General features: G+C 61.4%; 21 protein-coding genes and 1 pseudogene. 14 read left to right on the top strand and 8 right to left on the bottom strand.

Annotation, left to right across the window (positions count from 1 at the left end):
• Positions 1–136: 136 nt before the first annotated feature.
• The 4 genes from J7U39_RS19955 to J7U39_RS19940 are packed head-to-tail and all read right to left on the bottom strand — an operon-like array spanning position 137 to position 4,126.
• Positions 137–1,081, bottom strand: a complete 945-nt coding sequence (locus J7U39_RS19955) for an FAD:protein FMN transferase (protein ID WP_210631994.1) — start codon at positions 1,079–1,081, stop codon at positions 137–139.
• Positions 1,062–3,260, bottom strand: a complete 2,199-nt coding sequence (locus J7U39_RS19950; protein WP_210631993.1) for a PepSY domain-containing protein — start codon at positions 3,258–3,260, stop codon at positions 1,062–1,064. Before J7U39_RS19950 ends, J7U39_RS19955 begins: the two co-directional genes overlap by 20 nt.
• Before the next feature lie 17 nt (positions 3,261–3,277).
• Positions 3,278–3,748: a DUF2271 domain-containing protein gene (locus J7U39_RS19945; RefSeq protein WP_210631992.1), complete on the bottom strand. Its 471-nt coding sequence runs from the start codon at positions 3,746–3,748 to the stop codon at positions 3,278–3,280.
• 30 nt (positions 3,749–3,778) lie between these two features.
• The gene (locus J7U39_RS19940; RefSeq protein WP_210631991.1) at positions 3,779–4,126 is read right to left on the bottom strand and encodes a hypothetical protein; all 348 of its coding nucleotides are present in this window, start codon (positions 4,124–4,126) and stop codon (positions 3,779–3,781) included.
• Between the two features lie 237 nt (positions 4,127–4,363).
• On the opposite strand from J7U39_RS19940, the gene J7U39_RS19935 reads away from it, so the two are divergent.
• From J7U39_RS19935 to J7U39_RS19905, 7 genes are all read left to right on the top strand, one after another.
• Positions 4,364–5,029 (top strand): response regulator transcription factor, encoded by a 666-nt coding sequence (locus tag J7U39_RS19935; protein WP_210631990.1) that lies wholly within the window; start codon positions 4,364–4,366, stop codon positions 5,027–5,029.
• Complete coding sequence (locus J7U39_RS19930) at positions 5,020–6,381, top strand: ATP-binding protein (RefSeq protein ID WP_210632177.1); 1,362 nt, start codon at positions 5,020–5,022, stop codon at positions 6,379–6,381. The genes J7U39_RS19935 and J7U39_RS19930 overlap by 10 nt, the downstream gene beginning before the upstream one ends.
• A 422-nt stretch (positions 6,382–6,803) precedes the next feature.
• Positions 6,804–8,099 carry a bifunctional sulfur transferase/dioxygenase Blh gene (gene blh, locus J7U39_RS19925; RefSeq protein WP_210631989.1) on the top strand — a complete coding sequence of 432 codons (1,296 nt, stop codon included), beginning with the start codon at positions 6,804–6,806 and terminating at the stop codon, positions 8,097–8,099.
• Entirely contained in the window at positions 8,090–8,437 is a 348-nt protein-coding gene (gene bigR / locus J7U39_RS19920) for a sulfite-sensing transcriptional repressor BigR (RefSeq protein WP_210631988.1), read from the top strand. Before blh ends, bigR begins: the two co-directional genes overlap by 10 nt.
• Positions 8,434–8,844: a YeeE/YedE family protein gene (locus tag J7U39_RS19915; RefSeq protein WP_210631987.1), complete on the top strand. Its 411-nt coding sequence runs from the start codon at positions 8,434–8,436 to the stop codon at positions 8,842–8,844. The genes bigR and J7U39_RS19915 overlap by 4 nt, the downstream gene beginning before the upstream one ends.
• Positions 8,841–9,272, top strand: coding sequence for a YeeE/YedE family protein (locus J7U39_RS19910; RefSeq protein ID WP_210631986.1), 432 nt, complete (start codon positions 8,841–8,843; stop codon positions 9,270–9,272). Before J7U39_RS19915 ends, J7U39_RS19910 begins: the two co-directional genes overlap by 4 nt.
• Positions 9,254–10,051 carry a sulfite exporter TauE/SafE family protein gene (locus J7U39_RS19905; RefSeq protein ID WP_210631985.1) on the top strand — a complete coding sequence of 266 codons (798 nt, stop codon included), beginning with the start codon at positions 9,254–9,256 and terminating at the stop codon, positions 10,049–10,051. The genes J7U39_RS19910 and J7U39_RS19905 overlap by 19 nt, the downstream gene beginning before the upstream one ends.
• Before the next feature lie 271 nt (positions 10,052–10,322).
• Here J7U39_RS19905 and J7U39_RS19900 read toward each other — a convergent pair whose 3' ends face one another.
• Positions 10,323–11,144: a universal stress protein gene (locus tag J7U39_RS19900; RefSeq protein ID WP_210631984.1), complete on the bottom strand. Its 822-nt coding sequence runs from the start codon at positions 11,142–11,144 to the stop codon at positions 10,323–10,325.
• Positions 11,145–11,459: 315 nt separating this feature from the next.
• Here J7U39_RS19900 and J7U39_RS19895 point away from each other — a divergent pair, with 315 nt between their 5' ends.
• From J7U39_RS19895 to J7U39_RS19875, 5 genes and pseudogenes are all read left to right on the top strand, one after another.
• Positions 11,460–11,765, top strand: a complete 306-nt coding sequence (locus J7U39_RS19895) for a hypothetical protein (protein WP_210631983.1) — start codon at positions 11,460–11,462, stop codon at positions 11,763–11,765.
• Between the two features lie 297 nt (positions 11,766–12,062).
• On the top strand, positions 12,063–12,428 hold the full coding sequence (locus J7U39_RS19890; RefSeq protein WP_210631982.1) for an EF-hand domain-containing protein: 366 nt from the start codon (positions 12,063–12,065) through the stop codon (positions 12,426–12,428).
• Between the two features lie 30 nt (positions 12,429–12,458).
• Positions 12,459–12,763, top strand: a pseudogene (locus tag J7U39_RS19885) (propionyl-CoA--succinate CoA transferase); the annotation flags it as partial.
• Between the two features lie 50 nt (positions 12,764–12,813).
• Complete coding sequence (locus J7U39_RS19880; protein WP_210631981.1) at positions 12,814–13,797, top strand: zinc-dependent alcohol dehydrogenase family protein; 984 nt, start codon at positions 12,814–12,816, stop codon at positions 13,795–13,797.
• 204 nt (positions 13,798–14,001) lie between these two features.
• Positions 14,002–15,909: a PAS domain-containing sensor histidine kinase gene (locus J7U39_RS19875; RefSeq protein ID WP_247241772.1), complete on the top strand. Its 1,908-nt coding sequence runs from the start codon at positions 14,002–14,004 to the stop codon at positions 15,907–15,909.
• Positions 15,910–16,012: 103 nt separating this feature from the next.
• On the opposite strand, the gene J7U39_RS19870 is transcribed toward J7U39_RS19875, so the two are convergent.
• Positions 16,013–16,684, bottom strand: coding sequence for a hypothetical protein (locus tag J7U39_RS19870; protein WP_247241771.1), 672 nt, complete (start codon positions 16,682–16,684; stop codon positions 16,013–16,015).
• 160 nt (positions 16,685–16,844) lie between these two features.
• Here J7U39_RS19870 and J7U39_RS19865 point away from each other — a divergent pair, with 160 nt between their 5' ends.
• Positions 16,845–17,492, top strand: coding sequence for a BON domain-containing protein (locus tag J7U39_RS19865; RefSeq protein WP_210631979.1), 648 nt, complete (start codon positions 16,845–16,847; stop codon positions 17,490–17,492).
• Positions 17,493–17,731: 239 nt separating this feature from the next.
• Here J7U39_RS19865 and J7U39_RS19860 read toward each other — a convergent pair whose 3' ends face one another.
• Both J7U39_RS19860 and ftsH read right to left on the bottom strand, forming a co-directional pair.
• Positions 17,732–18,778, bottom strand: coding sequence for a lysylphosphatidylglycerol synthase transmembrane domain-containing protein (locus tag J7U39_RS19860; protein ID WP_210631978.1), 1,047 nt, complete (start codon positions 18,776–18,778; stop codon positions 17,732–17,734).
• Positions 18,779–18,787: 9 nt separating this feature from the next.
• Positions 18,788–20,635: an ATP-dependent zinc metalloprotease FtsH gene (ftsH, locus tag J7U39_RS19855; RefSeq protein WP_210631977.1), complete on the bottom strand. Its 1,848-nt coding sequence runs from the start codon at positions 20,633–20,635 to the stop codon at positions 18,788–18,790.
• A 195-nt stretch (positions 20,636–20,830) separates the two neighbouring features.
• Between ftsH and J7U39_RS19850 the strand changes: the two genes are divergently transcribed.
• Complete coding sequence (locus J7U39_RS19850; protein ID WP_210631976.1) at positions 20,831–21,262, top strand: DUF3775 domain-containing protein; 432 nt, start codon at positions 20,831–20,833, stop codon at positions 21,260–21,262.
• Positions 21,263–21,286 lie beyond the last annotated feature (24 nt).

Below are 21,286 nucleotides of genomic sequence, written 5' to 3'. Positions count from 1 at the left end.
CGTGGATACCACTTTGAGCCTCGGTTCACGTGCGTGACCGGCAATTGATTTCGCGGAACGTCTCGTTCAATTCGCTATCGCAGGATGTAAGATACCGCTATCCGCGAGCAGCAATCTTTCGGGTGGGCATGCGCATTCAGCAACTGGCGAACACGCCACCTCCTGCCCCGCCCTCACGGCCGTGAAACAGGAAGACCACGGAGAGGCCCAGCCTCTTCGCCAATTTCAGCCCTCTGTGCTCGCCAAGAACCATCATTGCCGTCGCCCAAGCGTCCGCACTCATGCAATCGTGAGCGATCACGGTCGCCGAGGCGGGCGAATCCTCAAGCGGCATGCCGCGGCATGGATCGATGGTGTGGGAGAGGCGGTGTCCGCCGACATCCACCCAATGGCGATAATCCCCGGAGGTTGCGACGGCCGCATCCTCAAGTTCGATGATGGAATGCGGCGCGCGTTGATGACGATGAGGTTTCTCGACCGCAACCGCCCAGCCCGTGCCGTCAGGCTGCGCGCCGCGGGCGCGTAGCTCGCCGTCAATGGCAAAAAGGCCCGCTTCTATGCCGTGCAGAGCGGCGGCTTCCGCCAGCCGATCGACACCGTAGCCCTTGGCGATGCCGTTTAAGTCGAAGCGCATGTCGGCATGCTTTCGCACCCGCCCGTTAGCTGCGTCGAGCTCCAGGATGTCATGAGCCGGGTTACGGCGTAAGCGGCGAGCAGCCTTTATTGCCTGTGCGTCGGCTTCTCCAACGCCGAATCCCCACGCGGCGACGGCATCGCCTATGCCGATATCGAAGGCTCCGCCTGAAGCCACGCCGACGGCAAGGCCTGCCTGAAGCACCTTCACCAATTGCTCGGGAAGGGCGACCCATTCGCCAGGACGGGCCGCGTTCAGGCGATTGAGATCGCTTTCGGGCTTCCAGGTGGACATCTGCCGATCGACCTCTGCGACGGCACCCGCCATCGCGGCGTAGACCCCAGCGGTTTCAAAGCCGTCTGGCATGTGGAAGAGGGCAGACCAGCGTGTGCCCATGGTGGGACCGTTCAGGGCATGGCGGGCGAGATCAGTAAACGTCTTCGGCATAACGGCCCTCTGCCTTGAGTGCTGCAAGACTTACGCCCTGCGGAATTAGGATTTCAGAGAGAGCGGCGGCCACACCCGCCGCCATGTCACGGCCGCCGCAGACGAGGATCTGGCTGCCTGCCGCGATGAGTCTACCGATCTTAGCGGCATCCTTGCGCAAGATGTCCTGGACGTAGGCCGGATTTGCGGTGCGCGAGAAAGCGGTGGAGACGCCTGCCAGCCGGCCGTCCTGCCTCCAGTCCGACAATTCCTCCGCATAGAGAGCATCGCTCGCCGGATGACGTGTTCCGAAATAAAGATACATGGGGTGGCGGGCCCTATTCGCGCGGGCGAATCCCGCAAGAGGTCCGATACCGGTGCCTGCGCCGATCAGGATGACGGGCCTGCCGCTGTGTAAAGGCCGAAAGCTCGGATTGGAGCGAACGAAGGCCGTCACCGTCTGCCCGGGTTCCAGAGCTGTCAGTTGTCCGGAGCAGAGGCCGCCCGGCTGCTTGCGGACGCAGATTTCGAGGAACCCGTCCTTCGTGCCCGAAGCGATCGAGTAGAAGCGCGGCACTTCCGAACCTTCCGGCAGGATGCCGACCAGGTCGCCGGCTTCGAACCGCGGAAATGCGTTGCCGGCCAGACGCTGCCAGACGGACGGCATCGGCGGAGTGAAGCGCAGGATCACAGTCGTGGCCTGAACGCTTGCGCCATAGTCGCGTCGCGAGACCAGTGAAAGCTCCCAGGTCTTGGGTCTGGTGGGCCGGTGATCGAGTTCGAAGGTGAGCCCGAGCATCTCCGCGAGATCACGGCCCCAGCGAGCAAAATCCGGCGACGACTGACGGTCCACGGTGTCGTAAGGCAGCAGCCTATCCCAGCCCTTCTCTTCCGCCAGCCGCGCGATGTCGGCCGCGAAACCGCAATAGGCAGGGAAGCTCCGGTCGCCGAAGCCGAGAACGGCAAGCGAAAGCCCCTTCTCTGCAGGCGTGCGCCGAAAGCGTTCCAGAAAACCTTGCGCGGACGCCGGGGCTTCGGCGTCGCCATAGGTTGCGGCAAGAAGGATGAGCCGTTGCGCGATGGGCCAGCGTGCGGGTTGGAAGCTCGACATTGGACCGACATGGACATGCATGCCATGCGCCGCGAGCGATTTTCTCAGGGTTTCGGCAAAGCCCCAGGTCGTCCCGCCCTCGCTGCCGACGAGGATTATGGTGTCGGCCTCGTCTGCGGAAACGGAACTGCCTTTCTTCTCGCCACGCCCCCTGAACCAGACGGCGAGACCGGTCCAACTGAGGACAGGAACGGCAAGTGCGGAAACACCGAGAAGCAGGCCGAGCCACGCCATTCCCTGACCGGTATGCAGCATGGCGAGGAGGTCGGTCAGGCGATTGACCCAGTTTGAATCCTTCCAGGCGAGCAGTTCGCCGCTACCCTGGTCGATATAGCCTTCGCCGGCAGCCGTCTTGAGGGTAAATACGTCGCTTGCATCGCCGGCAGCCGGAAAGCTGAGGGAGCGAAATGTTTCGACCGGGGTCTCCTGCAGTAGGGTTATGGAGGCGATCTGAGCACCGATGGCGCCACTGACCTGCGATGGGAAGGGCGGAGCGCCGGCCCCCTCCGGCAGATAGCCGAATGTTGAGGCGGTCATCCAGAGTGCGCTTAGCGATGACAGGAGCAGGCCGGGCAGCGCAATCCGCGAGATGACGGCATGGAAGCGTCTGTCGCCCGTGCCTTTTGCAGGCTTCAGCATATGGCGCCAGCCGCCGGCACGGCGCGCCAGCAGGAATAGGCCGGACAGGGTCAGCGTCAGCAGGGATGCCGCGCCGCTAGCGACGATGAGACGGCCACTATCGTCGAGGAGCAGCGCGCGATGAAGCTCGATGAGCCAACGCTCGACGGTCGACGTGTCGGCGCTGCCAGCGGGCGAGCCGGTCGCCGGGTCGATGATGGAAGACGCCGGCTGGTCGCCGTCGAAATAGTGTGCCGTGATCCGGCCGGATGGCGCGCGCCTGATCAGCTCTACTGAGGGTTCCGTTGTCTGGATCCGTGCCGCGAGTTCCGCGACACTGATGTCTTGAGTGACAGGGGTGGTGAGCCCCTCAATGGCCGGGAAGATGGAGAGTGCCGTACCGCTCAGGGCGATGACGGCGATAAGCACAGCGGCGACCAGCCCGAACCAGCGGTGGAGTGACCGGATCATGGCAATTTCCTTGCAGATTAACGCGTATAGATGAAGTCGGCGATGTAGTGACTACCTTTAGCCGCCTGACCCGATCCGGCCGAGGTTAGCGGCACGACGATTTCGTTGGGGCTGTCGCGCATGTCTTCGACGGCGGAATCGATGTGCAGCTTATAGCCGGCATCAAAGAGGGTATCGGCGAGGTCAAGTGTGATCTTGAGCGAGCGGCCGGCCCCGACGCTGGCTCCGGTGATGCCGTTGATTTCGCCTGTGTCGCCGCCTGTGGCCCGATACCAGCCGCTCAGATGCTCGTGGTAGCGCGCCTTGCCTCCTGCCATCCACAAGCTGCCGGCATATTTTCCCTGCGCGTCGGTCACGTAGTAGGCAAGATAGGCTCCGTCTCCACCATAGTTGCGCATGCTGGTGGTGAAGGTCACTTCGGTTGCGAGCGCCAGACAGGGTACTGTCAACGCCGTCGTGACGGCCAGCGTGGCCAAATACGACTTCATCCTCATTGTTTATCTCCTTTCCGGGTGCGGTCAGTTCATCTGGGCGCGCGGCTTGCTGCCGGGCGTAAACAGGCTGTTGCTCGGGGGATTCGCTTTCTCTTGCATGGGGGGATTGCGAGCGTCGCACCCAGCCTTGCCATCGTCATCATCGTCGTCATCACTTCGGCCGCCACAGCCGTTGGCAGCGTAGCGGTCATCCTCGTGTTCACGCCGGCGTTGTTCCTCGCTGTGGCCTTTGCTCTCATGTTCGCGATAATCCGCTTTCACGACGTCGGTACCACTGAGCCTCAATGGATTAAGCGGTAGGGCCATACCGGCGAAGGCGGCGAGAATGCCGGTAGCGACAATCGCGGTAAGAAGGAGCTTGCGGTGTTTCATGCGTGTGTCTCCTTTGAGAATTGGCGAGAGCGAGGGATCACCACGTGATCGTGGGTTCCTCGATTCCGACGACATCGAGCGTCACGGGGATGCCGGTCTTCATCATCGTTTCCTCTCGGTGTCGAACCGATAATTCAGGCCGCAGACTGACCGCCACCTGACGGACGCCAAGATCTTGCTTCAGCTTCCGGTAAGCTGGCGGATGGACTACAGAGAGGGCGAAGGGAGAATTCCTGCATGAGGGTTCTGCTGATAGAGGACGATAGGGCACTGGGGACGGCTATTCGTGACCAGATCGCCGCGGACGGTCATTCCGTCGATTGGATGAGCCGCCTCGACGAGGCGCGAGATGCGTTCTGCTCGGCCGCCTACGATCTCGTACTGCTCGACCTGATGTTGCCGGACGGCCTCGGCATTCCCTTCCTCAAGGGCCTGAGGGCGCGCGGAGACGCGACGCCCGTGATCATACTGACTGCGCTGGATCAGGTTTCCGACCGAATTGCCGGGCTGAACGCCGGCGCGGACGATTATATGGTCAAGCCCTTCGACCTAGACGAACTTTCCGCACGTATCGGTTCTGTGGCGCGTCGCTATACGGGCAACCCGAACCCGATCGTTACGCTTGGACCATTGGAGGTCGACCTAGCCGCCCGCAGCGTCAGGCTTAACGGCAAGCCGGTCGCTCTGACGGCGCGCGAATGGGTGCTGTTCGAGGTTTTCGTCCAGCGTCCTGGCCAATTGCTTTCCAAGGCACAACTCGAGGAGCGGCTCTATTCGTTCGATCAGGAAGTCGGCAGCAATGCGATCGAGGTTCATGTGAGCCGGCTGCGCAAGAAGCTGGGGGCTCATGTGATCGAGACGGAGCGCGGTCTAGGCTATCGGCTGGGACGGCCATCAAGATGATGTCTTCGCTTCAGGCGCGGCTGGCAGTCGCGGTCGGTGTTTCAGTGACCATATTGTGGCTCGCGGCCGCCATAGCCACCGCGCACCGCCTCGGACAAGACATGGAAGAAGTCTATAACGACGGGTTGAAAGCGACTGCCGAGCGCATCCTGCCGATCGCCCAACATGACCTGCGCGAAGGACACCAGAGACGTGAAAGCGTTGATGATGAGGAGGACGACGACGTCGGGCGTGATCCGCGACAAGAACGAAAGGCTCGCTACGGCGAGGATGTCACCTTCATCCTGCGCGACAGACAAGGCCGTGTGCTGCTTGGTTCGGCGGGTGCGGACGCCTCGATCTTTCCTCCGTTCGAGAGACAGGGGTTTTCCCGCACCAGGACGCATCAACTCTATTATGCGGCAAGCGCTAACGGAAACCTGGTCATCGCTGTGGCCGAACCACTGGATCGTCGTCGGGAACTGTCGCAGAGCATGCTGCTCGGGCTGTTGTTGCCGCTGCTGGTTGTCATTCCGCTGAGCCTTGTGGTGATCCTGTTCGCGGTCCGCTATTCTCTGCGTCCGGTCCGTGCTCTTCGGCAGGGACTTTCCCGTCGGGGAGCGCAGGATCTGTCACCTTTGCCGGACAGCGGCTTGCCAAGTGAACTGCGGCCGATTTCCGCCGGAATCAATCAGCTTCTCGACCGCCTGAGGGCCGCGTTCGAGGCGGAGCGGGCCTTTGCTGCAAACGCGGCGCATGAACTCCGCACACCGGTTGCCGGCGCGATAGCGCAGGCGCAACGCATCCGCTCCGAGACGAAGGAAAGGCTGACGGCACAGCGCACAAATGAGATCGAAGCCACGCTCAAGCGGCTGATGCGCATGTCGGAAAAGCTGATGCAACTCGCCCGAGCCGAAGGCGGTCGGCTGCGCGCCGACGAACCGTCCGATCTGAGGACGGTGATCCGCATGATCGTAGAGGACTTCGAACGTGCCGGAGAGCGGCAAATTGAGCTGACTATGCCGGAAGGGCCCGTTCTATCGCCGCTCGATCCAGATGCGGTCGGAATCCTCTCCCGTAATCTCATCGAAAACGCATTGAAGCACGGAGCACGAGGAAGCCCGGTCGAAGTGGTTCTAGAACCTGAAGGGGTTCTTTGTGTTGCCAATGATGGAGCGACGCTTCCTACAGAGGCAATGGATCGCCTGATGCGCCAGTTCGAGCGCGGCAACGTCAAGATTGATGGATCGGGGCTTGGACTCGCCATCGTCAAGGCGATCGCAGATCGTGTCGAAGCAGCTGTCGACGTCGTGTCTCCCCGCTCAGGAAAAAGCGAGGGCGTCGAAGTGCGCGTGCGCTTGCCTATCACGTAAGAGCCTAATCTTATTGTGCCAGTCAGCGATCATTCAGGACGGTCGTAGGTAGCGCCAATTCTGGTCGACGACCCCGTGGCGATCAGCCACCGGCGATCCAACGCGGCCGCCAGGACTGTTCCGTGAAGACCAACGTGAAAGCATTCGCCTCGAACGTCCGCTCGATGTTCCACTTCCGATCGAGCTCCGTCAGCCTGGATTCTATCTGGTCGGGATGTGAGCCTCTCCTCCATCTGCCAGCGCAGGTCGCCGGTTGATCTCGTCGGATGTCTGGGCGCGCTGACCCGGTTTTTTTGTCATGGCCATGGCGGTTCCTCCTCTTCGGGGAGCCGCAGGCTAAGCACAAAGTTGCATGCCCGATCTTGATGAGATATCGATATATATTATATTAGAACATATAATAATTAAGCACGGAGCCAGTCATGCCCATTACAGCAATATCCGAGAAGCTTTCCGTCTCGACGCAGCCGAGCATTGAGGACATCCAGTCACTCCGCGACAAAGGATTCAAGACACTCATCAACAACCGACCGGAAGACGAGGATCCTGCACAACCCGGCACGCAAGCGGAAAGCCAGGAAGCGAAGCACTGCGGCCTGTCCTATGCATTCATCCCGGTCACGGCCAGCACGATCACCGAGGCGGACGTGCGTGCGTTCCAGCGCGCGGTCGACGAATCCGAGGGGCCTGTGTTCGGCCACTGCAAGACCGGCACTCGCTCGCTGAGCCTCTACTTGATCGGTGAGGTCCTTGACGGCCGCATGTCTGCCGATGAGGTCGTCGAGTTCGGACGCAGCCGCGGCTACGACACCAGCGCCGCCGCACGCTGGCTTGAGAAGCAAGCCGCGCGCCGTCCACAGGTAAAGGGCTTCTTCGACAAGCGTACCTGGAGCGTTCAGTACGTGGTTTCAGATCCCGCGAGCAGCGAGTGCGTCATCATCGACCCTGTGCTCGACTTCGACGAGAAGTCAGGGGCGACAGCGACCATCAATGCCGACGCCATCCTCGACTACGTCCGCGACCAGGGGCTGAGCGTCGAGTGGATCCTCGACACCCATCCGCACGCCGACCACTTCTCGGCGGCGCAGTATCTGAAGGAGAAGACGGGGGCGAAAACGGCCATCGGCGAGCGCGTCGTGGATGTCCAGAAGCTGTGGAAGGGCATTTACAACTGGCCAGAGCTCGCGACCGACGGTTCGCAATGGGACCGGCTGTTCGCCCATGGTGAGACCTTCAAGGTCGGCTCCATCGATGCCAAGGTGCTGTTCTCGCCGGGACACACCCTCGCCTCCATCACCTATGTGATCGGCGATGCGGCTTTCGTGCACGACACGCTCTTCATGCCCGACAGCGGGACCGCACGAGCCGACTTCCCCGGTGGTGACGCACGCGTCCTGTGGAAGTCGATACAGGACATCCTCACGCTCCCGGATGAGATGCGGATCTTCACCGGCCACGACTACCAGCCAGACGGGCGGGCACCTCGCTGGGAAAGCAGCGTCGCTGATCAGAAGAAGTTCAACCCGCATCTTGCTGTGACGGAAGAAGAATTCGTGGCGCTGAGGACGAAGCGCGACAAGACGCTGCCGATGCCGAAGCTCATCCTCCATGCCCTGCAGGTAAACATCCGCAGTGGGCGCCTGCCGGAGCCGGAAGCCAACGGCAAGCGCTACCTCAAGTTTCCGCTCGATGCGTTACAGGGAGCAGCATGGGGATGACCGCCGATCTGAAGGCAATGATGAAGGCTGGGCTGTCTCCTGCGGAGCTTTCTCTCCGCGCGGGCGAAGTGGCGAACCTTCTGAAGACGCTGTCCCATCCGGCGCGTCTGATGGTCGTCTGCACCCTGGTGGAAGACGAGTATTCGGTCGGGGAGCTTGAAGAGAAAGTCGACGTCCACCAGCCGCATCTGTCGCAGCACCTGACGGTACTGCGCGGCTCCGGCATCGTCGAAACGCGGCGGGTGGGGAAACAGATCTTCTACCGTCTGACGGAAGAAAAGGCCGCGCAACTGGTTGCCGCCCTCTATGACATCTTCTGCGTGAAGGAAGAAAAATGAGCGCCTATCTCCCATCTCTGCTCGGCGGCATGCTGATCGGGACATCGGCCGTCATGCTTCTGCTCCTCAACGGCCGGATTGCCGGGATCAGCGGGATCGTCGGGCGTCTCGCGCAAGGGATCGGCTTGACGACCAACCTTGCCTTTGTGCTCGGGCTGATGCTCGGGCCGCTCACCTATCTCCTCGTGTTCGGCGGCTGGCCGGTCGTGCAGATCACCGCCGGCTGGCCGCTGCTCATCGTGGCGGGACTGCTTGTCGGCTTCGGCTCACGCATGGGCTCGGGCTGCACCAGCGGACACGGCGTGCTTGGGCTTGCCCGCCTTTCTACACGATCGATGGTGGCGGTCGCCACGTTCCTGACCGCCGGTGTGATCGGCGTCGCAATTTTGCGAGGTGTCGGGTCATGAACAGGAAAGTCTACCAAATCGTCGCGGCGCTCGCCGCGGGCGTCGTCTTCGGCTTCGGGCTATCCTTGTCCGGCATGCTGAACCCCGTCCGCATCCAGGGCTTCCTCGACGTCTTCGGCGCCTGGGATCCGAGCCTCGCCTTCGTTCTCGGCGGTGCAGTTGCGGTCGCGGCCATCGGCGTGCAGGTGATGAAGCGGATGCGGCACCCAGCCTTTGACGACAGCTTCCATGTGCCGGCGAGCCGCCGGATCGATGCGCCGCTGGTTATCGGCTCCGTCTTGTTCGGCCTTGGCTGGGGGATCGGCGGCTTCTGTCCAGGCCCGGCAGTCGCATCCCTGTCAATGGGTCTTCCTCCGACAATCCTGTTCGTCGTCGCGATGCTGGGCGGGATGACCTTGTATGACAGAGTATGGGGCGGACGGGCGTGAACTATCCTATCGTTTCGGCAGTCGGCTCCGGCGGACTCGTCGGCTTCATGCTCGGTCTCCTGGGTGGAGGCGGATCGATCTTGGCAACGCCCCTTCTGCTCTATGTGGTGGGAGTGGCCCAGCCGCACATTGCCATCGGCACGGGAGCGCTCGCTGTTTCGGCGAACGCATTCGCAAATTTTGCCAGCCACGCGATCAAGGGTCACGTTTGGTGGCGCTGCGCGGCCGTCTTCTCTGCACTCGGCATCGCCGGCGCCGTAGGCGGCTCCAGCCTCGGCAAGGCGATAGACGGAGATCGCCTGATCTTTTTCTTCGGGATCGTGATGGTGGTCGTTGGCGCTCTGATGCTGAAACCCCGGAAGGCGGTGGCCGTCGACGGCCGCCCGGTCGACCTCAGGATGTGCCTCGCCACCGCGGCCGTGGCACTCGCCGCCGGCGCCGCATCCGGTTTCTTCGGGATCGGCGGGGGCTTCCTGATCGTGCCCGGCCTCATGCTGGCGACGGGCATGCCGATGATCAACGCGATTGGCACATCTCTCCTCTCCGTCGGTGCGTTCGGACTGGCGACCGCCCTGAACTATGCCAGTTCGGGCCTTGTGGACTGGTGGCTTGCCGCCGAGTTCATCGGCGGCGGCATTGTCGGCGGCGTTTTTGGCATGCTGCTCGCCACGCGGCTCAGCGCCTACAAGAACATCCTCAACCGCCTCTTCGCAGCGCTCATCTTCGTGGTTTCTGCTTACATTTTGCATCGGAACCGGGGGACGCTGGTGTCGGGGTAAGGCGCAAAGCAGAGGGACGGGGCGCGGTCATGTTCCGCCCTCGGTTAATGCGCCAGGAAAACTGGCATGCTGCTTTGCCCTATCATGTTGTGCGTCACGCCTTGAACAGCGTCTGCCGCCAACGAGCGTGATTGTATGCGCCCATGACGATCAAATCGGCAATCTCATCCGTCGCATGCTGCCTCAGGACCTCGTCAGTTTCAGCCCGGCGGCGGGTGTTGCCTCAGGAGGCGGTCGACGTGGCGGTCATCCGCAACGCTCTTCGGTTCCTCTAATGGGCGAGAAGCACCGGGAGCTCAGCGTGGACGAGCAATTCGCGAGTAACGCCGCCGAGGATGAATTCACGAAGCCGGGAATGGCCGAAACCGCCCGCAACCAGGAGGTCTGCTTTTCGTTCCAGCGCAGCCGATTGGATGGCCGCGGTCGCGGTCTCTCCACCTGCCTGGATCGATACGTCTTCCACATCCAATCCAGAGTGCTTCAAAGACGAGATGAGAAGGGCGCGGTTCACCTCGTCGGTCTGCTTGTCGTCGGTGATCGAGATGACCTGCACCTTGGTCGCCCGCTCGAAGAAAATGCGGGCGCAGGATAGGGCACGCGCGGCGGTGGCGCTGCCGTCCCAGGCAACGGCGATCGTGTCTACGCGAGAGCAGACGCTGGTGGCGGGAAATAGAACGAGGGGACGGCCGCTTCCGAACAGCAGCGTCTCGGAAAGCTGGCGGGAGAGCTCCGAGGACTCGATGATGGACAGGTCGTGGCACCTGGCAATTTCGGAAAGGCGTTCATATACGAACGGCTCCGTGGCCTCGAATCCATGGATTCGCATTCGGACGTCAGTCTCCGAAACAGCGTGGGTGAGATGTTCCCGCAGCGAAGTCCCGCTGTCCCGGCTATACTGCTCTGCTTGCCCCCGCCATGTGTCGACATCGATCACTGTCGGAAAGGGCTGGTGGACCTGGGGGATGCGAACTTGCGGGATGCTGGCGACCAGATGGGCGTCATTCTGCCGAGCCAGGTCAATTGCATTGTCGATTATGGTGAAGGAACTTGCGTCGGGATAGGTCGACAACGGAAGATGGAACTGCGGGTGCATGCTGGCCTCCTGAGGTTAAACAGCAGTCATGATGCCTGCCGCAGAGGGAGTCTGCATTGCGCTTCGTCAAGGCCGCGGCGCAACCAGGCTGAGAATCTGGAAACTGGCCACCGTCTTGCTGAGGGGCTTCAACCAAGCATCCGGATGCCGCAGATTTCCTGCTGAACCGTTCGTAAGAGGGGCGAGACGTTAAGCTCCCTGAAAGCAAAAGCGTTGCCATTGTTGACCTGAATCAATGGGGCTCACGCCCGATAGACAGATGATGGCTCTATCGTCATGGCCGCGGCTTCGCGGTCATATGCGGAGGATCATTCAATGGCGAACACTACCTTGCATGCGCAACCGTCAACCTACTCTGCAATGCCGATTCATGTCTCCGTGCTGGTGCTTGGCACGACACTGGCCGCCTTCGTAACCATCTCATTCCTGCTCTGCATGGTTCTCGGCTTCGTAGCTCCCGACTGGGGGCTGCATCGGCCTTGGCTGCAGTTCTTTTCGGGTCTGACCGGCTTTGATCTTCGAAGCCTGGCCCTGGGGACGATTCAAAGCGTTATCTTCGGCGGCTACGCGGGAGCATTGATCGCTATTATCTTCAACTTCATCAGCCGACGTTTTGGCTGATGAAGGCGATCTGTGGAGCTTGGGCGCAACCTCAGCCTACGTGAGCAATTAAGCCAGAACCTGCTTCTGTTTTCATCTGAGGCTGGCGTTTCTATTACCGCAGGCGTGCGTTATCCGGGCTTTCGGACTGCGCCTATCGCCGATCACTGCGACGGACGCAGTGTCATGGCCTCGGGTCAGCATCGGCAAGTTGTCAACTGGATGACCCGGCGCCGGATCCGACGGATCCGGCATTCGAAATCGTCCTGCTCCACTTCGGAAACAGGCGAGTAGACAGATCAACCAAAGGGGAAGGACATGAGAAAGACAAGAATTCCAAACACTCTCGTTTTGGCCGCAACGATCGCCCTCGGCGCTGCGGGATTCGCGGTCGCACAGACGAACGGACAGGGCCAGGAGTCCATGCCCGGCTCCGGCATGATGCCCGGCGGAATGATGGGGCAGGGTATGATGATGCAGCCCGGCATGATGGGAGGCATGCCCCAGATGGGCATGCGCGGTCAGATGATGAAGATCATGTTCGCAATTGCCGACGTGGACGGGGATGGTGCGCTGTCATTCGAGGAGGTCACGGCCATCCATAAGCGGATTTTCGACAGCGTGGATGCCAACAAAGACGGCAAGGTCACGCCCGAGGAGATGCAGGCGTTCTGGCGGCAATAGGCAGGACCGGTAAATAAAAGGGGCCTGTGCATGACGTTCAAGGACCGGCTTCGGAACGATCGGTTGTGGGATCGTATCGTCGGTGCCGCGGAGGCCGCGCAGCTGATCACCGATGGCATGACCGCTGGCATGAGCGGCTTCACCAGAGCCGGCGAGGCCAAGGCCGTGCCGCTGGCGCTGGCGGAACGGGCAAGACGCGATCCGCTGAAGATCACACTGATGATCGGTGCCTCGCTCGGCCACAATCTCGACGGCACGCCACCGAGGCTCATGTCATCGCGCGCCGCATGCCGGTCCAATCCGATCCCGTCTTACTCCGGGCGATCAATGCCGGCTAAGTGATGTTCGTCGACCAGAGTCGCGTCACAGAGGTGAGGAGGCGTTGATGAAGGCAATGGTCCTCGAAAGGGTGGGCTCTCCGCTGCGCTCGGAAGAGCGGCCCGATCCCGCGCCGGGATATGGGCAACTAATGCTGAGGATGGAGGCGTGCGCCATCTGCAGAACCGATCTTCACGTCTGTGACGGCGATCTGGCCGATCCAAAGCTTCCGCTCGTTCCGGGCCATGAGATCGTCGGCATCGTCGAGGCCGTCGGCGGGGGTGTCGCTTCGTCGCGGCTCGGGCAAAGGGTCGGCGTGCCGTGGCTGGGACACACTTGCGGGTCCTGCTCCTTCTGCCGCGCCGGACGGGAGAACCTTTGCGACCGTCCTGAATTCACCGGCTACACGCGCGATGGCGGTTTTGCCACACATGTCGTTGCAGATGCGGATTATGCCTTTGCGCTGGAGAACGATGCCGACCCCGTTGCGCTTGCGCCGCTGCTGTGCGCCGGCCTTATAGGATGGCGTTCGCTGAAGAAGGCCGGCGATGCCGGCAAGATCGGTCTTTACGGATTTGGCGCGGCCGCTCATATCATCGCCCAGATCTGTCGCTGGCAGGGTCGCGAGGTCTATGCCTTCTCACGCCCCGGCGACGAGGCGGCGCAAGATTTCGCGCTCGGCCTCGGCTCCGTCTGGGCGGGAGGTTCGGACGAAAGTCCGCCGGTCCCACTCGACGCGGCGATCATCTTCGCGCCTGTCGGCGAGCTCGTGCCGGCTGCCTTGAAGGCAGTGCGGAAGGGGGGCAGGGTCGTTTGCGGCGGTATCCACATGACCGATCTCCCGGCGATGCCCTATGCCCTTATTTGGGGCGAGCGAAGCGTGGTCTCGGTCGCTAATCTCACGCGCGCCGACGCGGAGGAATTCTTTCCGGTCGCTCGCAAGGCCAGGGTCAGGACCCATACGTCTGTCTATGCGCTTGTCGATGCCAACAGAGCGCTTGAGGATCTTCGGCTAGGCCGGGTGAACGGGGCCGCCGTTCTGACGCCTTGAGCGGTTGCCGCAGTCTTGACCCGAAAGCGAGACGCTCTCGTAGCCGGTAGGCGGCCGTGGGATAACCTGTTGTCGGCCGGCACCCGACGCTGTCTCGCAAAATGTGGCACGATAGTGCATTCTTGATGGCGGCGAATGTCGGATGATCTTACGATCGAAGCCGCGCCACCTGTCTTTTGATGAAGAAGTGCCATGAACGGCGACATGACGACCAGATCCACCAGCGAAACCCAGCTCGTCGAGCTCGCGCGCCTGCTCGATGGAGCTAATCTCATCATCCATGGTTTCGATGGCGTCATCAGCCGGTGGACCGGCGGCTGCGAAGCACTTTACGGCTGGTCGCGGGAAGAGGCTCTCGGCAAGGTCGTACATGAGCTTCTGGCAACGCATTTCCCCCGGCCGGTGGAAGAAATCCGCGAAGCGGTGCGAAGCGAAGGCGCCTGGGAAGGCGAGGTGCTGCATCGCCACAAGGACGGGCGCACCCTCTTCATCGCTACTCGCTGGATTGGGATCGACCCATCTTCCTCCAAGGGCATGATCGTCCAGACCAACAATGATGTGACCAGTATGAAGAGGGTGCAGGATGATCTCGCAGGACGGGAGGCGCATTTGCGCTCCATCCTCGATACCGTTCCCGAGGCGATGATCGTCATCGACAGTACCGGCACCATCTCCTCTTTCAGCGCCGCGGCCGAGCGACTTTTCGGCTATTCCTCCGAGGAAGTCTTTGGCCGGAACGTCAAGATGTTGATGCCGCAGCCTGATCGCGACGCGCATGATGGCTATCTCTCTCGCTACATGACGACTGGCGAACGGCGCATCATCGGCTATGGCCGGGTAGTGACCGGGCAGCGCAAGGACGGCTCCGTCTTTCCCATGGAGCTCGCTGTCGGCGAGGCCATTGCCAATGGCAAGCAGATATTCACCGGTTTCATCCGTGATCTGACGAGCCGCCAGAGGATCGACGAGGAACTGCGCCAATCGCAGAAGATGGAAGCGATTGGTCAGTTGACCGGAGGACTGGCGCACGACTTCAACAATCTTCTGACCGTCGTCATCGGCAATCTCGAGATGATCGAGGATAAGTTGACCGACGAAAGGCTGCGGCCGCTCCTGCGTGAGGCGCAGAATGCTGCTGACGATGGCGCCAAACTTACGGGCCAGTTGCTCGCCTTTGGCCGCCGGCAGCCGCTGAACCCGAAGCTCGTTGATGTCGCGCAATTGGTTTCAGGCTTTTCCGAGCTGCTGCGGCGCACTGTGGGCGAGGCGATCGAATTCCGTACCATCGTCACCGGCGTAGACAACAAGGCGCTCGTCGACAGCTCGCAACTCCAAAATGCGCTTTTGAACCTCGTGCTCAATGGCAGGGACGCGATGCCCCGCGGCGGGCAGGTTTCGATCGAGATCTCGCGTGTCAAGCTCGATGTCGACTATGCCAAGATGTATCCCGAGGTGCGCACCGGCGATTACGTGCTGATCTCGGTCACCGACACCGGCGGCGGCATGACGGCCGAGGTCAAGCAGCGGGCCTTCGAACCCTTCTTCACCACCAAGGGCGTCGGCGCCGGAACCGGGCTCGGCCTTTCGATGGTTTATGGCTTCGCCAAGCAATCCGGCGGTTTTATCCAGCTTTACAGCGAGATCGACCGGGGTACGAGTGTGCGCGTCTTCCTTCCAGCCGCGCGCGCGGCGGCAGAAGGCGCCGGCGAAGAGGGAGCGAAAGAGCGCCTCCAACCGAGCATTCCGGGCGGCGTCGAAAAAATCCTCGTCGTCGAGGACGATCCGCGCGTGCGCCGCGTCGCTGTCTCCCGTCTGGCAGCCGCAGGTTACACGGTCGTCTCGGCCGCGAATGGTGGGGAAGCGCTGGAGCGGCTGGACGAACATGATGATATCGCCTTGCTCTTCACCGATATCGTCATGCCAGGCGGCATGACCGGCGATGAGCTCGCCAACGAAGTGAGGGCGCGGAAGCCCGGGATCAAGATCCTGTTCACGTCTGGGTACGCGGAGCCGGCAATCGCAGGCCGGGAGCTGGCCCTTTCCGGGAGCTGGCTGAAGAAGCCTTATACCGCCCGTGAGTTGGCGTTCCGGCTCCGTGAGCTCCTCGATTGACTTCGCCTTTCGCTGGGGTTCCCGAAACTTCTCGTCGGCGCTGCCACGCGGGAAAACCTGTTGCGTGGGTGATTGCGGGGAGGAGCAGGCCGGATCTGGATAATCATGCTGCAACGACTTTCACATCGGCTGCCGCGAGTCCTTGATAGAAGCGGCGTTTAAGGGCGATGGACCACCAATCATAAAGGAAGATCTCGAGCGGGCGCCAATTCGCAACCCAGCCGAAAATAAGCAGACTTTCGCTCAGGACCTTTCCAAGGGTGTCCGATCCCATCACGTTGATGATGAGTTGGCTGCAAACGATGCTCAACGCCAGGGTCGGAATGCCAACGATCAGTTCACGTCGCCCTTCCCGTAGGAGCTCCCGCAATTCGCGGCGAGTTTGAACGGCTCGATCGCCGAAGTTATGTTGAATTGCCTCGCATATCATTGCAGCCGAGTCGGTTGCGAGTTCTTGAACTGGCAGCTGAACGACGATCTCCAGCCGAGCGCTTCTCGGTGCTTCCTGTGCCCATTCGACGATGAAGCGCTCCGCGTCTGGATCAAGGTCCCGCTCACGAAATGGCGTGGGGTCGAGGGAGTTGAATAGGCGCGCGGCGCAATCGACTTTCAAAATGATCGTGTGGCTCTCATCGTCCATCTGCCGAACAATCTCTTTTTGGCGCCCTATGTGACGCAAACCTTCATCAGCGGTCGGGCTCGATCTCAGCATCCACATGCATGATTTCTTGAGTTTATCGGAGTTTTGGCGACGCCTTTCCTTGAGATCGGTCAAATCAGGCGCCTGCGGAAGAGTTCATGAGGGAAATTGCAATCGGATCTCAAACGCGCAGTCGCAAGCTTTCTTTGATCGACCGCAATGCAGTCCTGCCGGGAAAGGGACAGAGTTGCCTCCGAGGGTCCCCCTCTATCATCTTCAAAAGTGGAGAGATCAGATGCACGACAGTACCATACAACAGGACGTTCTGGACGAACTTGAGTTCGAGCCAAGCATTGATGCTGCCAATATCGGCGTCGCGGTCGAAAATGGGATCGTCACCCTGTCAGGCCACGTCGAGAGTTATGCGGAAAAGGCCGCTGCCGAAGCAGCGGCGCGACGTGTGAGAGGTGTACGGGCAATTGCCGAGGAAATCGAGATTCGCTATCCGGAGCGGAAGAAGCATGCCGACGACGAAATTGCTGCCCGGGCGGTGAAGATCATCAGTTGGGATACAGCACTTCCAGATGCCGCTATCGGCGTGACCGTCCAGCGCGGCTGCGTTACGCTGACGGGCGAGGTGCCGTGGCACTTCCAGCGCGTCGCGGCGGAAAATGCCGTCCGCAAACTGGGCGGGGTTCTGGCGATCGTCAATCGTGTGACCATTCGGCCGACCGCAAGCGCGGCTGACGTTCGGGAGCGTATCGAGAGTGCATTGCGCCGCAATGCCGAGATCGAGGCGTCCGGCATTCGCGCTGACGTGGCCGGCGGCAGCGTTGTCCTCAATGGCGATGTCCATTCCTTGAACGAGCGTCGCGCCGCTGAACGCGCTGCCTGGTCTGTTCCCGGCGTGACCAAGGTAGACAACCGCATCGCGGTGCACTGAAGGGAAGGGAATCGTCAGGCGACGGCTCGGCGTCTGCTCAAGCAGCATATCGGCCTGGCTGAAGTCGAGCCGCCGTGTATGACCGAATGCCGCAGATGGGGCCTCACGCGTCGCATCGATTCATGCGACGCGTTTTAAGTGTTTGGTCTCGTGTATGCCGACATTGCCACGGCGACCTCCGCGACAGGCACCATGTGAATTTCACTACTGGCGTCTTCTCCTGGCTGAACCCATCGCGATTATGATGTCTGCTTCTCCCGGGCTTCTCGGCGAATAAGCCAGAGGCCAGGCAGCATCGGCAGCCAGAACGTGAAGCCTCGCAGCATAAGTGTCGCCGCGAGTCCCATTTCGACCTGCACCCCGAGCAGGTGAAGGAGAGCGACGCAGCTTCCTTCGAAGGGACCGAGACCAAGTGGTAGCGGCGAAAGTGTCGCGACGACGGAGGCCAGAATGAAACAGACCAGGGCGTTCGACAGCTCGATGTGCACGCCAATTGCCCGTAGCGCGAGCCATAACGTTGCAGCGTCGAGAAGAAAGATCGCTGCCTGTAAGGCCGTTGCCTGAGCCAGAACGGTACCGTCGCTCAGCAAGTCGCGCCTGACTTTGGCTAGCATGTCCGCAGTTCTCGCGATAGGCGGCCAGGACAACATCCGCCTGGGGATAAACCGGCCGCGGGAGTGGGCGACAAGGAGCAGAAGAGCCGCGATGAGGACGACGACGCCACTGAAGGCGATCGATAGGGAGAACCAGATGTCGGTCAGTTCGCCTCCGTACCACAGAAGTGCGAAGGCCATGAAGGCGACCAGCAGATAGGCGGCGTAATAGGAGATTGCCGCCACCAGCAGCGCGGTTATCGCAATCGGCGAGGGAACAGCCCGCTTGATCAGGCCGCGAACCACCATGAGGCTACCGCTCAGCCCACCGGTCGGGATCGCCTGATTGGCGAAAAGTTCAACAACTGCCAGGCAAAGGAGGTCGGGGATCCGTTTGCGGTGGCCGGCCTTGGCCATCACCATTGCCCAGATTGCCGCCGCACAGACATAGGTGGCTGCCTGGACTATCAGCGCCGCCGCAAGCCAGCTGGGATCCGCTGATTTCAGTGTGGCGATGAACAGACTGAGATCGCCGAAGTGCAGGATGAAGCCGACCAATCCTGCAAGGACGAGAACGCCAATTCCCCAGCCGACGAGCAGGTTGACGGTGCTCGGCTCACTTGAAAGCGATGGGAATTCCGACTCCAGCGATGGCTCCCCCGGTGCCACGAGATCTGGTCGGCGATTGACCATGATCGCATCCTATTGTGCCGCGAGTGGCAGGTCTTCCTGCACCTGATGGGCGCTCGCACTGTCGCCACGCTGCAGCGGCTCGAAATCGGCAGGGGTGATCGTTTCGCGCTCAAGCAGCAGCTTGGCGCCTGCGTGGAGATCGGCCATGCGTGTCTTCAGCAGCGCTTTAGCTTGTTCATAAGCCTCGTCGAGCATGGTGCGAATAGCGATGTCGACCTCGCGTGCAGTAGCTTCAGAATAGTCTTTCTGCCGCAGGTCCGGCTGGCCGTCGCCCAGCCACTGAAGACGCTGCGGTTCCAGGACGGCTTGGCCGACCGAACTCATGCCGAAGCGAGTCACACATCCCCGCGCCACATCGGTGGCCTTGGCAAGGTCGTCGGCAGCTCCCGTCGACACCTCGCCGAAGACGACGGCCTCCGCGGCCCGGCCTGCCAACAGAGCGATCATCCGCTCCTTCAACTCGCCGAGGGTGATCAGAAAGCGATCCTCCGTTGGCCGCTGCAGCGTATAGCCCAAGGCCCCGATGGAACGCGGAATAATCGAAACCTTCTGCACCGGATCGGTCCTCGTCAGGGCAGCTGCCGCCAGCGCGTGTCCCATCTCGTGATAGGCAACGCGCTCGCGCTCCTGCGGATTGAGCAGACGGCTGCGGCGTTCGGAACCGGCGACGATGCGCTCCACCGCCTGAGTGAAATCATCCATATTGACGGTGGTGCCGCTGCGGCGCGTCGCGAAGATCGCCGCCTCGTTGACGAGATTGGCAAGGTCGGCGCCTGTGAACCCCGGCGTCAGGCCCGCTATGTCGTCGACCTTCACGTCAGGCGCCATCGTCACCTTCTTCGCGTGGACGGCAAGAATGGCGGCACGACCTTTCCGGTCCGGCCGGTCGATTACGACCTGCCGATCGAAACGGCCGGCACGCAGCAGCGCCGCGTCCAGAATCTCAGGTCGGTTGGTGGCGGCCAGGAGCACGATTCCCACCCGGGGGTCGAAGCCGTCGAGTTCGGATAGAAGCTGGTTGAGCGTCTGCTCCTTCTCGTCGCTGCCGCCGTAACCCGCAAGCGGGCTTCGAGCGCGGCCGAGCGCATCGAGCTCGTCGATGAAAATGATGCACGGGGCGGCGTCCCGCGCCTGCTCGAAAAGATCGCGGACGCGCGCCGCACCGACACCGACGAACATCTCGACGAATTCTGATCCGGAGATCGAGAAGAAGGGCACACCCGCCTCGCCAGCCACCGCACGAGCCAGCAGCGTCTTGCCGGTGCCCGGCGGACCCACGAGCAGGATGCCCTTGGGAATACGGGCGCCAAGCCGACCGTACTTGTCCTTCTCCTTCAGGAAGGAAACGATCTCCTGCAATTCGGCCTTGGCCTCGTCTGCACCGGCGACGTCCTCGAACGTGACACCGGTCTTGCGTTCGAGGTAGACCTTGGCCCGGGATTTGCCGATATTGATCAGCCCCCCCATGCCCTGCCGCTCCGCAAAGCCGCGGAAGAGGAAAACCCAGACGCCGAGGAACAGCAGCGTCGGCAGCACCCAGGAAAGGAGGGTCGTCAGCCAATTGCTGTCCGTGCCTCCCATAACCTTGACGCCGGCCCTTTCGAAAGCCTCGGCGGCGGCGGGATCGACGCGGTTGCTGACGAACAATGTCTTGCCGTTTTGCGGTTGCTTGAACATGCCCTGGATCGTCGTCTCAGTCAGCGTTACCGACTGTACCTTTCCGTCGCTGACCATGTGCATCAGATCGCTATAGGCAACCTCGACGACATCTCTCGATGCGAGCCAGAGCTGAAAAATTCCGACCAAGACCATCGCAACGAAGAAGTACCCAAGGTTGAAGCCGTGTTTGCGTTCCATCGGTCACTCCCGCATCCGCGTCTTCCATTTTCCTTGCATAAGTGGGCGAGGCGATCATTGACGCCGATCAAGTTGCGGCGCGTCGCCATGGGAAAGTGTCGCGATCGGCGGAATTTGAAATTGATCCAACGCAACGCGGCCAAACCGAAAGCTGATAGACTGTGAGGTTAAGATGACGTGATGTGAGGAAGCGACATGCGCAATGATGCGAGCGGTGATTGGAAGCCTGGCATTTCGCCGGATAAAGTGCGCTTTCTCATTCTTAAGAGCCGGGAATTCGACGCGAAGGACGTGCTCACGGAGCCGGATCCCGGCTCCAATCCGACGGATGACAATATGATTGAAATCCTGGAAGAGCATCCGGATGACGTCGTCGAAAAGGAGCTGGAAAGCGCGATCTGGGCGCTCAACGAAGACGAGCAGATTGATCTTGTCGCTCTTGCCTGGCTCGGTCGCGGTGATGGCGACGCCAGCGAATGGGACGATCTGCGCCATCAGGCTGCCGAAGCGCATAACAATCGCACGGCTGCCTACCTTCTTGGCCTGCCGCTGCTGCCGGACTACCTCGAAGAGGCGCTCGACCAGTTCGGAGAGAGCTCGGCTGCCGCAATGGAAGGCAAATTGTAGAGGCACCAGTGCAACGGAAGGTGC

It is taken from the genome of Rhizobium sp. NLR16a (assembly GCF_017948245.1).
Lineage (GTDB): Bacteria > Pseudomonadota > Alphaproteobacteria > Rhizobiales > Rhizobiaceae > Rhizobium.
Note: the sequence above shows the minus strand (reverse complement) of the source record. Positions and strands in the feature narration are given on the sequence as shown.

What these genes read in the sequence shown, in the direction of transcription:
- J7U39_RS19955 (WP_210631994.1), bottom strand. Translation starts at nt 1,081, where the DNA reads ATGCCGAAGACGTTTACTGATCTCGCCCGCCATGCCCTGAACGGTCCC.
- J7U39_RS19950 (WP_210631993.1), bottom strand. Translation starts at nt 3,260, where the DNA reads ATGATCCGGTCACTCCACCGCTGGTTCGGGCTGGTCGCCGCTGTGCTT.
- J7U39_RS19945 (WP_210631992.1), bottom strand. Translation starts at nt 3,748, where the DNA reads ATGAAGTCGTATTTGGCCACGCTGGCCGTCACGACGGCGTTGACAGTA.
- J7U39_RS19940 (WP_210631991.1), bottom strand. Translation starts at nt 4,126, where the DNA reads ATGAAACACCGCAAGCTCCTTCTTACCGCGATTGTCGCTACCGGCATT.
- J7U39_RS19935 (WP_210631990.1), top strand. Translation starts at nt 4,364, where the DNA reads ATGAGGGTTCTGCTGATAGAGGACGATAGGGCACTGGGGACGGCTATT.
- blh (WP_210631989.1), top strand. Translation starts at nt 6,804, where the DNA reads ATGCCCATTACAGCAATATCCGAGAAGCTTTCCGTCTCGACGCAGCCG.
- bigR (WP_210631988.1), top strand. Translation starts at nt 8,090, where the DNA reads ATGGGGATGACCGCCGATCTGAAGGCAATGATGAAGGCTGGGCTGTCT.
- J7U39_RS19915 (WP_210631987.1), top strand. Translation starts at nt 8,434, where the DNA reads ATGAGCGCCTATCTCCCATCTCTGCTCGGCGGCATGCTGATCGGGACA.
- J7U39_RS19910 (WP_210631986.1), top strand. Translation starts at nt 8,841, where the DNA reads ATGAACAGGAAAGTCTACCAAATCGTCGCGGCGCTCGCCGCGGGCGTC.
- J7U39_RS19905 (WP_210631985.1), top strand. Translation starts at nt 9,254, where the DNA reads ATGGGGCGGACGGGCGTGAACTATCCTATCGTTTCGGCAGTCGGCTCC.
- J7U39_RS19900 (WP_210631984.1), bottom strand. Translation starts at nt 11,144, where the DNA reads ATGCACCCGCAGTTCCATCTTCCGTTGTCGACCTATCCCGACGCAAGT.
- J7U39_RS19895 (WP_210631983.1), top strand. Translation starts at nt 11,460, where the DNA reads ATGGCGAACACTACCTTGCATGCGCAACCGTCAACCTACTCTGCAATG.
- J7U39_RS19890 (WP_210631982.1), top strand. Translation starts at nt 12,063, where the DNA reads ATGAGAAAGACAAGAATTCCAAACACTCTCGTTTTGGCCGCAACGATC.
- J7U39_RS19880 (WP_210631981.1), top strand. Translation starts at nt 12,814, where the DNA reads ATGAAGGCAATGGTCCTCGAAAGGGTGGGCTCTCCGCTGCGCTCGGAA.
- J7U39_RS19875 (WP_247241772.1), top strand. Translation starts at nt 14,002, where the DNA reads ATGACGACCAGATCCACCAGCGAAACCCAGCTCGTCGAGCTCGCGCGC.
- J7U39_RS19865 (WP_210631979.1), top strand. Translation starts at nt 16,845, where the DNA reads ATGCACGACAGTACCATACAACAGGACGTTCTGGACGAACTTGAGTTC.
- J7U39_RS19860 (WP_210631978.1), bottom strand. Translation starts at nt 18,778, where the DNA reads ATGGTCAATCGCCGACCAGATCTCGTGGCACCGGGGGAGCCATCGCTG.
- ftsH (WP_210631977.1), bottom strand. Translation starts at nt 20,635, where the DNA reads ATGGAACGCAAACACGGCTTCAACCTTGGGTACTTCTTCGTTGCGATG.
- J7U39_RS19850 (WP_210631976.1), top strand. Translation starts at nt 20,831, where the DNA reads ATGCGCAATGATGCGAGCGGTGATTGGAAGCCTGGCATTTCGCCGGAT.